Origin of the sequence: Modicisalibacter radicis, assembly GCF_900961225.1 — a bacterium.
Classification (GTDB): domain Bacteria; phylum Pseudomonadota; class Gammaproteobacteria; order Pseudomonadales; family Halomonadaceae; genus Modicisalibacter.
In genome coordinates, this window is the sequence record NZ_CAAHFN010000044.1 from 39885 (window position 1) to 51635 (window position 11751).

An 11751-nucleotide genomic window follows, 5' to 3' on the forward strand; every position below is an offset into this window, starting at 1 on the left:
CGGTGGCCTGGAGGGGTTACTTGGCCTTGACGGTATCGACCAGAGCCATCTCCTCACTGGTGAGCAGCTTGTCGATATCGACCAGCACCAGCATGCGATCCTCGAGACTGCCGAGCCCGCTCAGGTAATCCGAGGACAGGGTCACCCCGAACTCGGGGGCCGGCTTGATCTGCTCGGGCGTCAGGGTCATGACGTCGGAGACGCCATCGACCACGATGCCGACGACGCGTTCGCCGACATTGACCACGATGACCACGGTCTGACCGCCGTATTCGACGTTGTCGAGGTGGAACTTGATGCGCAGATCGACGATCGGCACGATCACGCCACGCAGGTTGGTCACGCCCTTGATGAAGTCCGGCGCGTTGGCGATGCGGGTGACGTTTTCGTAACCACGAATCTCCTGAACCTTGAGAATGTCCACGGCATACTCTTCGCTGCCCAGCGAGAACACCAGGAATTCGCGGCTATGGGCGTCGAGGGCCTGGGCCTTGTCGATCGGCGAGGCTGTTTGGGGAACGGTGGTCATGATGGAATCACCTCTTGAATAGGCGTGTTGGTGACGGCGGAGCGCGGTGTGCTCTTGCGCCGGCTGAGACGGTGGAGATCGGCGATGTCCAGGATCAACGCGACGCTGCCGTCGCCGAGGATGGTGGCCGCGGAAATCCCGGGCACCTTGCGATAATTGGTTTCCAGATTCTTGACGACGACCTGCTGCTGACCGACCAGATCGTCGACGACCAGGGCATAGCGCCGCCCCTCGCCCTGGACGATCACCACGATGCTTTCGGTGATGTCGGTCCGCGCATCGGCCACGTCGAGCACGTGATGCAGGGCGATCACCGGCAGATATTCATCGCGCACCTTGAGCAGCAGGTCGTCGCCGGCCATCGAGTACAGCTCGTCGCGCGACGGCTGCAGCGACTCGAGCACCGCGCCCAGGGGCAGGATGAAGACTTCTTCGCCGACCTTGATCGACATGCCGTCGAGGATCGCCAGGGTCAACGGCAGCACGATACGCGTGGTGGTACCGTGGCCTTCCCGGGACATGATCTCGACATGACCGCCCATCGCCTGAATGTTCCGCTTGACCACGTCCATGCCCACGCCACGCCCGGAAACGTCGCTGACCTGGTCGGCGGTCGAGAACCCCGGCGCGAAGATCAACTGCCAGACGTCGTCGTCGCTCATGCTGTCGGAGACGGCGATACCGTTGCTTTCCGCCTTGGCGAGGATCTTCTTGCGCGACAGCCCGGCGCCGTCGTCGATGACCTCGATCAGGATATTGCCGCCCTGATGCTGCGCCGAGAGCGTCAGCTTGCCACCGCGCGGCTTGCCGGCCGCCTCGCGCGCGTCGGGCATCTCGATGCCGTGGTCGAGGCTGTTGCGCACCAGGTGGGTAAGCGGGTCGATGATGCGCTCGATCAGGCTCTTGTCGAGCTCGGTGGACTTGCCCTCGGTGACGAGCTCGATGTCCTTGCCGAGCTTGGCGGCCAGATCGCGTACCAGCCGCGGGAAACGACTGAAGACATAATCCATGGGCATCATGCGGATCGACATGACCGCTTCCTGCAGGTCGCGGGCGTTGCGCTGCAGCAGGTTGAGCCCGTTGTGCAGTGAACTGTGGGTCACGCCGTCGATTTCACTGGCGGTCTGGTCGAGCATCGCCTGGGTGATGATCAGCTCGCCGACCAGATTGATGATCTGATCCACCTTGTCGACCGGCACCCGGATGGAGCTCGACTCGCTGGCCTTGTTCTTGGCCGCGGCGGCCTTGTTCTCGGCGGCTTTTGCGGGCTTGTCGGTCGACGCGCCGGACCCGGCCGTGGCCGGCTTCGCCACGGGCTGCTCCTCGACCGGCTTGGCGGCGGCCTGGTCGGCCGGCTCGGACTGGGCCGGCGCTTGCACCTCCGCCGCCTTCGCGGCCGGTCTGGCGACACGCTCGATGGCCAGTTGCTCGGGCTCGACGATGAAACACATCACCGCCTCGATATCCTCGGCGCTGACGCTGGCGGTCAGGTCGACCTCGTAGCGCTTGGCATCGCCCTGCTGGGAGACGATCGTGCCCAACTGACCCAGCTCCTCGACCAGCAGCTGGCGATCCTTCTCGCCGACGTCAAGCAGCGACACGCGCAGCACGTCGCCGCCATCGCCAGCCTCCGCGGCAGGCGATTTTCCGCTGTCGGCGTCGCTGGCGGCCGCTTCGGGCTCCGGCGTCGCCGCGGCTTGCTCGGTGGGCTCGCCCATCGACTTGCCCAGCTCATCGAGTGCCAGCTGCTTCAGCGTATTGCAGATACGCTCGAAGGCCACCGGATCGGGCTCGGCGCCATTGCGATAGGCGTCCATCTGTTCATGCAACATGTCCTTCGCTTCCAGAAAGGTATCGACGATGTCCCGGCGCAGGGTCAGCTCGCCCCGCCGGGTATGGTCAAGCAGGTTCTCGAGGATATGGGTGGTTTCCTGCAGCACGACAAAGCCGAAGGTTCCCGCCCCTCCCTTGATGGAATGCGCGGCGCGGAAGATCGCGTTGAGCAGTTCCGGGTCCGGGTCATCGACATCCAAATCCAGGAGGTGGCGCTCCATGTCACTCAGGAGCTCCTCGGCCTCTTCGAAAAAGGTGTCATAGAAATCAGTGATATCCATGCTCTAATCCACTCGGGTCAAGGGGCATTGGGCGCTGGTTCAGCGCCACGCAACGCCGGGTTCAGGGCGGGCTCGACATTCAGCTCTTCGGGCAGAATGGATTCCCCGGTATCGGGCAACGACACAGCGGGCGCGCCGCTCTGGAATTCGATGGCGTCGGCGGTCTGGCGATCGAGCACCACGATACTGATGCGGCGATTGATCGGGTCCGTGGTGTCCTCGGCGTTCAATGGCACCCGCGAACCCATGCCGGCCACGCGCAACAGCTTGTCGGGGTCCAGACCGCCCTCCACCAATTCCCGACGGGAGGCATTGGCACGATCGGCCGACAGCTCCCAGTTGCTGTAACCCTGCTCGCCGCCGAAATACGGCAAGCTGTCGGTGTGCCCGCTCAGGCTGATGCGGTTGGGCAGTTCGTTGAGCACCGGAGCGATCGCCTGCAGGATATCGTGCATGTAGTCCTCGACCTGATCGCTGCCCAGCTTGAACATCGGCCGCTTCTCGGTATCGACGATCTGGATGCGCAGCCCTTCCGGCGTCAGTTCCATGCGCAACTGCGAGCGAAGATCGCGCAACTTCGGCTTGCTCTGGATCACCGATTCGATACGCCGCTCCAGCCCCAGCAGGCGACGTTGCTCATCGCTTGGCCGGGTCTGGATCCGCTGGTCGATGCGCTGACGCTCGCCGTCGCTGTGTGTCGGATCGGGACCGCCGCCGGGGATCGCGCTGGTACTGGCGGTCGACTTGTCGCCGCCCGCCATGGCCACCGGCAAGGGGGTGCGAAAGTATTCGGCGATGCTCGACAGCTCCGACTCGCTGGCGGTGGAAAGAATCCACAGCACCAGGAACAGCGCCATGAGGGCGGTCATGAAGTCCGCATAGGCGATCTTCCAGGAACCGCCGTGGTGCCCCGCGGCCTTGACCTTCTTGCGCTTGACGACGATTGGGCGATGGTCACTCATGAGCCACCCGTCGAGCTCTTGGTCGAGCGAACGTGATCTTCCAGTTCAGTGAAGGTCGGCCGCTCGGCGGTGAACAGCGCCTTGCGTCCGAACTCCACCGCCAGCTGAGGCGCGTAGCCATTGAGGCTGGCCATCAGCGTGACGCGGATGCACTGCAGCATCTTCACCGCTTCGGTGACCTGATGCAGGATCCGCCCGGCCACCGGATTGACGAAACCGTAGGCCAGCAGGATGCCCAGGAAGGTCCCGACCAGCGCGTTAGCGATCAGGATGCCCATCTCGGCTGCGCCCTGGTCGGCGGAGCCCAGCGCATGCACCACCCCCATCACCGCAGCGACGATACCGAACGCCGGCAGGCCGTCGCCCACGGCATGCAGGGCATGCGCGGGAATCTCGGCTTCGTGCTGGAAGGTTTCGATCTCATGTTCCATGAGCGCATCGATCTCGAAGGGATCCATGTTGCCGCTGACCATCAAGCGCAGGTAATCGGTCAGAAAGGCCATGATCATCGGATCGCCGAGCAGCTTGGGGTATTCACCGAACAAGGCGCTGTTCTGCGGGTCGTCGATATCGCGCTCTATGGCCAGCATGCCGTCGCGACGCGCCTTGGAGAGCAGCTTGTACTGCAAGGCCAGCAATTCCATGTACATGGCCTTGTTGTACTTGGTAGTACGCTTGAGCTTGGAGAAGGTCCGCAGGGTCGCCTTGATCGCCTTGCCGTTGTTGGCGGCCACGAAGGCCCCCACGGCGGCGCCAGCGATCATCACGATTTCGGCGGGCTGATACAGCGCACCCAGGTGCCCGCCCACCATCATGTAGCCACCGAACACGGAGCCGACAACAATAAGATAACCAAGGGGAATTAACACATTAACTTCCTTCGCCTGAAAAGAACCGGGGCCTCTAACCTGTTATCGGCAGAGGCCCCGGTAGCTTGAGGGGATGGCGAGAAAATCCGGTCTCAGGCGCTGCGTCTATCGGCCGCTTCCTCGAGTTCGACCAGTGACGTGATGGTCAGCCTGTCCGCCTGCTTGGCCACCGCATGGCTAGCCGCCTCACGGCGCTTGCGCGTCTTGCCGGCGCGCGACGGCGGCTGACAGATGCCGCAGACGAACGATTGCGCCGGCGTATGCGCATGCACCACGAAGCTGGCCTGGCAACTGGTGCACTCGCAAAGTTCGAGCAGGTCGCTTTCGAAGAAGCGCACCAGCGTCCAGGCACGCGTCAGCCCGAGAACCGGTTCGGCGTTTTCCAGGGAAAGCTGTTCCAGATAGAGGCGGAAGGCGCGCACGAAAGCGCCCATGCGCTCGCAATCGTGATCGTCGATCAGGCGCTGATAAATATTATAGAAAAGCGATGAATGGATGTTGGGCAGCCAGGTGATGAACCAGTCGGTGGAAAACGGCAGCATGCCCTTGGGCGGCGACATGCCGCGAACTTCCTTGTAGAGCTTGATCAGTCGGGCACGACTCAGATCGGTTTCGGTTTCCAGGACCTGCAGGCGGGCGCCGAGCTCGATCAGTTCGATGGCCATCTGCACCTGATGCATCTCTGTAACCAGGCTCTTGTCAGCCATGACTCACCTCCGGTTCATGCGAACGGGGGAGGCACCCTGCCGCTGCGATGACGAAGCCATCAGCAAGGCAGCGTGGATCTGACCCAATCCCTGGTCACGCGGATCCTCGATGAGTCGGGTGAGCTGCTCGGGCTCGTCGAAACACAGCCGGCACAACAGCTGGTTGGAACGGGCAAGCTGGCTGAGTTGCTTGACCGACAGCGAGGCCAGCAAGTCGGCCATCGCCTCGTCGAGCTTGAGACGGAACATGGCGGTGGCCCGGTCCTCGTTGAGCAACCGCTGGACCAGCAGCAGATAGGAGAGATTGGTGTCCTGAATGTCGCTCAGGAGACTGTCGATTGGCATCGTCATAGAACATTCCCTGCGTTTGCGTAGTGTCGATAGGTCTAGGCCATCGACTTTTTATCGAATCGGCTCGAGCGTTAACCGGCCGATTCGTCATTTATCGTAACCATATTGTGAGGCGTTTTTATGACGAACATCAACATCCGCGGAGTAGAATATTAAGACTTGGTGAGCGCTTGTAACTAGATAAGTAACTAAATGTTAACTACTTGCTAGTACAAGCGATTTAGTGAGGAAATGCGAGCCATTTGTGATGAAGGAACTAGGTAAAGCGTCTCGATGTAGCGCTTCGTTGAAATCGTGTAACGTTTTCAACGATTTTGGCGGGTCGCTACAGCGTCCTGGTCGAGCTCGTAGACCCAGACCAGCAACTCGGCGATGACCTGATAGAGCATCGGCGGAATCCGCTCGTCGAGATCGATCTGCATCAGCAGACCGACCAGCTCCGGCGCGTCATGCACGAAAATACCCTGGCGGTTGGCCTCGGCGACAATGCGCTCCGCCAACTCACCGTAGCCCTTGGCGATGACATGCGGGGCCTGGTCGCCCTCCCGGTAGGCCAGTGCCACGGCCTGACGGCGGCCGTCGGAATCTCGCTTGTAACTCATGATCGGGGCCTCCCGGCACGCTCAGGAATCGGAATGGCTCGCGGGGTCGTTCGAGCCGGGCAGGACGCTGACCCGAACGCTTTCGAAGCCACACTGGTACAAGCGCTCTTCGAAGGCCGCCTGCGAGCGCTTGAGGGTCGTCAGGGAGGTTTCCTGATCGGCATGGATCGTCAGCGTCAGGGAGCGCTGGCGCAAATGCAGCTGGACGTCGAGCTCACCGAGGTTGGCAAGCCGCAGACTGAGCCGGCTGTGCCAAGGCAAGTCCTCTTCATCGCCGCCCTGCCCGCCCTGGGCGTCGCGCTCCTGAAGCCCGGCCGGCAACTGCAGCGTCAAGGCCATGAACAGCCCCGACCAGATATCGCCCTCCCAGCGCAGCGTCGGCGTCACCAGCAACTCGAGCTGGTGACGCACCACGCGCTGCAGCGCATCCTCGGTGGATTCGTTGGCGCGAATGTTGTCCGCCGCATCCTGCGCCAACCCGGCATTGGAGGCCATCCGCAGCGCATCGTCCGCTTCGCCAGCGGGCCTGGCCAGCGTGCCAGGCCCGCCGGCGACTGTGCTCGCTGCCGGCGGCGGCAACAAGGGCGCCTGCTCGCTTCCTCGCTGGGTCGTCGTCGGCACCAGGCGCGACTGCGCCAGGGCCGGCGCGTCAGCCCGCGACTCGCGCCCGGTACCCGTCATGAGCCCCCCTTGCAACTGGGCCTGCATCTGCGGCTCGCGCATCAGCGCGGCGCTCGGCAGCTCGCCGCGAAACCAGCGGGCAAGGTGCGATTCATAGAACAGACCGCTGCTTTCGATGCTGTTCTGCAGGCTCGACGCCACCAATGGCACATGACTCATGTCCGGCTTTGTCAGCAAGGGGCCGGCCGGGGCGATGACCGAGGGCGGCGCGGGAAACTTGACGAGGATATCGGCGATGGTGCGTGCCGCGGGGCTGAAATGAGTCGCCGTCGAGGACGGCGGCGGCGTCAATGCCTGGCGGGGAGCGGTCTGAGGCTCGCCTTCCTTGAACGCGGGTTGCAGCAGGGCGCCACCCGCGCGCCCGGACTCCAGCCGGGAATCGCTTTGCAACGCCTGGGGGGCACTACCCGGCGTCATCGGCCTTACCGGTTCGAGCATGTCCCGGTTGATCGGCACATCGCTTCGCTTACCCAGCACTTGATGGAGCAGGGTATCGAGTATCGGAGTGACGACGCCGCTCACTTACGCCCTTGGCCGATCGGTACCGCCGTTGCGCTCGCGCGATAGGCACGATTGGCGTTGAACTGGCGGCGATTGCTGCCGATCAATTCACTGAGCTCCTCACGTCGCGCCTCGAGCCGACGGCGCGTCTCCACATCCTGCTCGAGGATTCGCTCGAGCAGTTCCGCCTTGCGTGTCATGCCCGGTTCGTCGAGCAGACCATTGGCATCGCACGCCTTGAGGTTTTCCACAGCCACGACATAGGCCGACTCCTCCTCGACCAGGCGCGTCCAATCGCCTTCGCGCGCCAACCCCAGCATCTGCGTCGAGCGCAACAACAATCGCTCGTATTCCGCAATCACATCTCTAGCCGCCGTCATGCGTCGTTAGCTCCTTGCCGCCGGCGCTATTTCACGCCAGGCGGTTCCAATATCATCGAGCAGCCGAGCGGCCTCATCGATTCGCTTCTCATCATTGTGCAGGTTGGCCTGCAACAGCAGGCGCACCACGTAATCGTATAGCGAGGCCAGCTGACCCGCTATCTCGCCGCCCTTTTCAGGGTCCAGCGACGCCGCCAGGCCATTGTTGACGATATCGATGGCCTTGGAGAGCGCCTTGCCCTTCTCGGCCATGTTGCCCTGCTGCAAGTGCAGCCGCGCCGCCCGCAGCGACGCCTGTGCTCCGTCGAACAGCATGACGATCAACTGGTGAGGGCTGGCCGCCATGACCCCGGTCTCGACCCCCATGCGCGCATAAGCATTTGCGCCACGCATCGTACTCATCGTTTCTCGATCCCCTGTTCGGTTACTGCGACGTCTGTGCTGCCATGGCGTCGAATTGCTGGGTCAGGTAGCTCATGGTGGAGTTCATCTGGGAGACCAGCGTATCCATCTGGGCAAACTGCTGGCGGTAACGCTCGACGGTGTTATTGATGGTTTCTTCGGTGCGCGTGTAACGCTCCTTCAAGGCATCGATACGATCTTCATAGCCGGTGGTGGCGGAGTCGATGAGTCCCTTGTCATCCAGCATCGTGCTCAGCGCGCCATCCAGCTTGCCGGCCAGCCCCTCGCCCTCTTCGCCGCTACCCTGGAAGAACTGCTGCAGCCCCGACAAGTTATTGCTGACGGCGTCGGACAGCTTGTCCTCGTCGACCTCCAGGGTGCCTTCCAGGGACAGCTCGACGCCGATCTCCGAGAGCATGCTGAACGTGCCCTCGCCGGCGCTGTCGCTCATCACCCGGCGAAGCTGGGTCTCGACGCTGCGCAGCGTGCTGTCGCCCAGCAGGGTACCGGCGGCGCCACTGTCACTGTCGTACGAGGACAGCGTGTCGATGGTCTTTTGCAGCGAGTTGTAGGCATCCACGAAGGATTGCACGGTATCCTGGATGCCCGCTTCGTCCCGGGTCACCTTGACCGTTGCAGGCTCGGCCTCATCGACGAGGGCCGAAATGTCCAGGGTCACCCCCTGAATGGCTTCCTCGACCGAGTTGGAAGCGCTGGTGATGGATATGCCGTTCACCTTGAGGGCGGCGTCCTGTGCCGTTACGGTCTCGGACATCTGAGTGGTGCTACCCGCAGCTGCACCAGGATCAAACGTGAACTTGTCATTGGTGGCCGCATCGGCCCCGGACATTGCCACCGTCATCGCGGAGGCAGCACCGGTGTCCTTGGCATTGAGCGTGAGACGGTAGCCCGAGCCGTCATTGATGATCGACGCGGCGACATCGCCGTCCTGCTCGTTGATCTTGTCGCGCAGATCTTCCAGGGACTCGTCGCCCGTCAAGGCCAGGTCGATCGAGGTGGTTTCCCCGTCGCTGGATGTCTGGGTGATGGTGAAACCGGTCGCCCCCAGGGCACTGGTGGTATCGCTCACCTGACCGCTGGCGACGGAGTGGGCCTGCGCCAGCTGCGACACGCTAACCTCATAACTGCCCGGCACGGCACTGGTTTCCGCGCTGGCCGTCACCCCTTCGCCGGTCACCTTGGACGAAACGGCCTGAAAACTCTCCGGCTCGGTCAGCTTGGCGGAGGCCTGCTGGAGCTTGTCCAGCGCCGACTCGAGCTTGCCCAGGGCGGAAATCTTGGCCTTGTAGCTGGACTGCTGAATAGTGATCGGTTCGAGCTGCTTGCGCTCGGCACTTTCAAGCTGATCCAGCAGGTCGTTGAGAGGCAATCCCGAACCGATACCCAGTGATGAAATGCTCGCCATGGTAGTCCCCCGATGTCTGCGCCATTTAACCAGTACCGCCCGCCCCACGACTCAGCGAAAAGGCGGGGTTTAGGCTATCTATTCAGTGTATCGGCGAACTTCGTCGGGACTTTAGGGTCAGTTCGACAGCTACCGGCGAGGCTCCCCCGGCTGGTCATGACTGGCACGCTGGGTCATCATGGTCGGCCTTCTCGCTTCATTTTGCGCCCGAACCGGGCGATCGCCAAGCCCGGCCTCGCTCGATCGCAGACATTTCAGCCAAGGACACCCGATGGACGACGCGACCTCCGTTATCGCCGAATACCGCCGCTGGCAGCGCTTTCAGCGCCAGGACCAACTGGAGCGAGAGCATGCGGCGGCATTGCGCAAGCTCGCCGACTCGGGCGCGATGGCATCCCGGGTAACGCAGGGTTATCGCAGCATGGCCGACAAGGGCGCTCAGGAAGGCGCCTGCTACCGCACGCTGTTTCGCCGCCAGCGCGACGACACCACCTCGCTGACGTGCGAGGGCTGGCTATTCATACGCCGCGTGCTCGCCGAAGGCGGCACCACCCGGGTACGCGCCACCCTGCTGGAAAGCTTCACCCTGGAAGGGGGCAGCGTCGATCCGGCGAAAGACTCGCCGAGCAAACCAAGTAAAGTGACGCTGGAAATTTTCGACGAAATCCTGGTCCAACGCGACATGACGCTGGGTTGCCGTATCGACCGCCATGACGATGATCGCGACACGCAATTCGTCACCTTCCTGGACAGCGTGCGCGGCGACCTGGCCAAACACATGAAGTAGTACGACCGTCCCGACGACACCGTGGCTTCGAGCTGGCGTCACTCACAGCACCCCGGTGCCGTCCATTCACTGTACGAAACAACAAGGGAGTAGCCCCATGTCCACAGCTTCACCCAACCTCGCCGGCCCGACGCTGAAACTGGAGACCCTTGACAGCAAGGTCACCATACGCCGTCCCACGGCGGTTTCCAGACTTGACGTCGACAGCCCGGCTCGCGCCCTGCTGACCGATTTCTCGCAGACCGGCGCCTTCACCATCAGCGCCTCGAGCTCCATATCGCACGCGCTGGACCTGATGAAACAGGGCGGCGTGCGGTTGCTGTTCGTCATCGACGCCAGCAACAACCTGACCGGTGTCGTCACGGCCCGGGAACTGATCGGCGGACGCCGGGTGACGATGGCGATGCACCAACACCAGGTCGACCGCTCCGAGGTTACCGTCGATATGGTCCAGACGCCGCGCCAGGAACTGCATGCCCTGCCGCTGAATCAGCTGGAGCGCATCACCGTCGGCGAACTGGTCGAGGCCCTGAAGGCGTTTGGCGACCAGCATCTGTTGATCACCGATACCGAAGGCCAGGACGGCCAGTGTCTGCGCGGGATGGTCTCGGCAGCCGATGTCGGACGGGCGCTGGGCATCAGCCTCGACCGCCCGCCGGAAGCACGCAATTTCGCCTCCATCTGCCAGGTGATTCTCGGCCACGAACTCTGATGGCTTGTGCCATCGCCAGCCACAGGCGGTGGGTGGCAAAGTCAGCTGGGGCGCGTAGAATGAGGCCCCGTCAACAAGACGCGTAAGCGCCAAAAATCCCTGACAAGCGCCGGAGCGGGGGGCCTCTCGATCCGTACGGTTATTAACGCGCAGCGCGACCTGGCATGCGCAACCGATAGGGGAACAGCCCGTGGTTCTTGGCAACTGGCTGAAACGCCGGCACAAGAAATGGCAAAAGATCTGGGTCGTCAAGCAAGTCGACGAGGCGGACGAGGCGCTGCTGCATCTCTGTGGCGAAGGCGCCGTCGAAGCCGACGATGCCGCGCAGTTGCTGAAGCGACTGCGTGACGGTGAATACCGGGGCGCCGTGCGCATGAAGGAAACCGGCGCCTTGCTCAATGCCGGTCAGTTCGCCGCGCTGATTCCGCAGGACGACTTCCAGCTCTACAGCGATCGTGACGCCAACTGGCGCGGTCGCCAGTGGCATGTCGCCTGGACGCCGCAACGCTGCTGGCTGCATGAGGGACGGCTGGTCACCCTGCCGAGCCAGGTCGATGGCCACCCTTGCCTGGTCAGCAGCGAGGACGTCAGCGACATACGCGCCAAGGCCGAAGCGTCCGATACACCGGCACCCTATTTCGCGCTCGAGTCACTCGACTCCATCCGGCGCGACGGGCCCACGCCGCCCGGGCACCAAGGCTCCAGAAACGATCGCTCTCGCTAAGGAA

14 protein-coding genes are annotated in these 11751 nt (G+C 62.9%); 3 read left to right on the forward strand and 11 right to left on the reverse strand.

Annotated features, from left to right (window positions below; all coding sequences use genetic code 11):
- Nucleotides 1-16: 16 nt before the first annotated feature.
- The 11 genes from cheW to fliD form a co-directional block, all read right to left on the reverse strand.
- On the reverse strand, nt 17-529 hold the full coding sequence (cheW, locus tag HR9077_RS02405) for a chemotaxis protein CheW (RefSeq protein ID WP_136064762.1): 513 nt from the start codon (nt 527-529) through the stop codon (nt 17-19).
- Nucleotides 526-2643 carry a chemotaxis protein CheA gene (gene cheA / locus HR9077_RS02410; RefSeq protein WP_136064764.1) on the reverse strand — a complete coding sequence of 706 codons (2118 nt, stop codon included), beginning with the start codon at nt 2641-2643 and terminating at the stop codon, nt 526-528. Before cheA ends, cheW begins: the two co-directional genes overlap by 4 nt.
- 17 nt (nt 2644-2660) lie before the next feature.
- Nucleotides 2661-3605, reverse strand: a complete 945-nt coding sequence (gene motB / locus HR9077_RS02415) for a flagellar motor protein MotB (protein ID WP_136064766.1) — start codon at nt 3603-3605, stop codon at nt 2661-2663.
- Nucleotides 3602-4474 carry a flagellar motor stator protein MotA gene (gene motA, locus HR9077_RS02420; RefSeq protein ID WP_136064768.1) on the reverse strand — a complete coding sequence of 291 codons (873 nt, stop codon included), beginning with the start codon at nt 4472-4474 and terminating at the stop codon, nt 3602-3604. Before motA ends, motB begins: the two co-directional genes overlap by 4 nt.
- Nucleotides 4475-4566: 92 nt before the next feature.
- The gene (gene flhC, locus HR9077_RS02425; RefSeq protein WP_136064773.1) at nt 4567-5181 is read right to left on the reverse strand and encodes a flagellar transcriptional regulator FlhC; all 615 of its coding nucleotides are present in this window, start codon (nt 5179-5181) and stop codon (nt 4567-4569) included.
- A gap of 3 nt (nt 5182-5184) precedes the next feature.
- The gene (gene flhD, locus HR9077_RS02430; RefSeq protein WP_136064921.1) at nt 5185-5526 is read right to left on the reverse strand and encodes a flagellar transcriptional regulator FlhD; all 342 of its coding nucleotides are present in this window, start codon (nt 5524-5526) and stop codon (nt 5185-5187) included.
- 311 nt (nt 5527-5837) lie between these two features.
- On the reverse strand, nt 5838-6134 hold the full coding sequence (locus HR9077_RS02435; RefSeq protein ID WP_136064775.1) for an EscU/YscU/HrcU family type III secretion system export apparatus switch protein: 297 nt from the start codon (nt 6132-6134) through the stop codon (nt 5838-5840).
- A 21-nt stretch (nt 6135-6155) separates the two neighbouring features.
- Nucleotides 6156-7337: a flagellar hook-length control protein FliK gene (gene fliK, locus HR9077_RS02440; protein ID WP_136064777.1), complete on the reverse strand. Its 1182-nt coding sequence runs from the start codon at nt 7335-7337 to the stop codon at nt 6156-6158.
- Nucleotides 7334-7696, reverse strand: a complete 363-nt coding sequence (fliT, locus tag HR9077_RS02445) for a flagellar protein FliT (protein WP_136064778.1) — start codon at nt 7694-7696, stop codon at nt 7334-7336. Before fliT ends, fliK begins: the two co-directional genes overlap by 4 nt.
- A 6-nt stretch (nt 7697-7702) precedes the next feature.
- Nucleotides 7703-8098, reverse strand: a complete 396-nt coding sequence (gene fliS, locus HR9077_RS02450) for a flagellar export chaperone FliS (RefSeq protein WP_210725838.1) — start codon at nt 8096-8098, stop codon at nt 7703-7705.
- Nucleotides 8099-8120: 22 nt separating this feature from the next.
- Complete coding sequence (gene fliD, locus HR9077_RS02455) at nt 8121-9524, reverse strand: flagellar filament capping protein FliD (protein WP_136064779.1); 1404 nt, start codon at nt 9522-9524, stop codon at nt 8121-8123.
- 271 nt (nt 9525-9795) lie between these two features.
- On the opposite strand from fliD, the gene HR9077_RS02460 reads away from it, so the two are divergent.
- The 3 genes from HR9077_RS02460 to HR9077_RS02470 all read left to right on the forward strand — a co-directional run bounded on the left by HR9077_RS02460 (nt 9796) and on the right by HR9077_RS02470 (nt 11747).
- A complete protein-coding gene (locus HR9077_RS02460) occupies nt 9796-10311 on the forward strand; it encodes a hypothetical protein (RefSeq protein WP_136064780.1) in 516 nt (171 codons plus the stop codon).
- A gap of 97 nt (nt 10312-10408) precedes the next feature.
- Complete coding sequence (locus tag HR9077_RS02465; protein ID WP_136064781.1) at nt 10409-11023, forward strand: CBS domain-containing protein; 615 nt, start codon at nt 10409-10411, stop codon at nt 11021-11023.
- Between the two features lie 190 nt (nt 11024-11213).
- Nucleotides 11214-11747: a hypothetical protein gene (locus HR9077_RS02470; protein WP_136064783.1), complete on the forward strand. Its 534-nt coding sequence runs from the start codon at nt 11214-11216 to the stop codon at nt 11745-11747.
- The last annotated feature ends 4 nt before the right edge of the window (nt 11748-11751 follow it).

Coding starts and splice junctions, on each gene's coding strand:
- motB (WP_136064766.1), bottom strand. CDS start 3,605: ATGAGTGACCATCGCCCAATCGTCGTCAAGCGCAAGAAGGTCAAGGCC.
- fliD (WP_136064779.1), bottom strand. CDS start 9,524: ATGGCGAGCATTTCATCACTGGGTATCGGTTCGGGATTGCCTCTCAAC.
- HR9077_RS02465 (WP_136064781.1), top strand. CDS start 10,409: ATGTCCACAGCTTCACCCAACCTCGCCGGCCCGACGCTGAAACTGGAG.
- flhC (WP_136064773.1), bottom strand. CDS start 5,181: ATGGCTGACAAGAGCCTGGTTACAGAGATGCATCAGGTGCAGATGGCC.
- cheA (WP_136064764.1), bottom strand. CDS start 2,643: ATGGATATCACTGATTTCTATGACACCTTTTTCGAAGAGGCCGAGGAG.
- flhD (WP_136064921.1), bottom strand. CDS start 5,526: ATGCCAATCGACAGTCTCCTGAGCGACATTCAGGACACCAATCTCTCC.
- HR9077_RS02460 (WP_136064780.1), top strand. CDS start 9,796: ATGGACGACGCGACCTCCGTTATCGCCGAATACCGCCGCTGGCAGCGC.
- cheW (WP_136064762.1), bottom strand. CDS start 529: ATGACCACCGTTCCCCAAACAGCCTCGCCGATCGACAAGGCCCAGGCC.
- fliT (WP_136064778.1), bottom strand. CDS start 7,696: ATGACGGCGGCTAGAGATGTGATTGCGGAATACGAGCGATTGTTGTTG.
- fliS (WP_210725838.1), bottom strand. CDS start 8,098: ATGAGTACGATGCGTGGCGCAAATGCTTATGCGCGCATGGGGGTCGAG.
- HR9077_RS02435 (WP_136064775.1), bottom strand. CDS start 6,134: ATGAGTTACAAGCGAGATTCCGACGGCCGCCGTCAGGCCGTGGCACTG.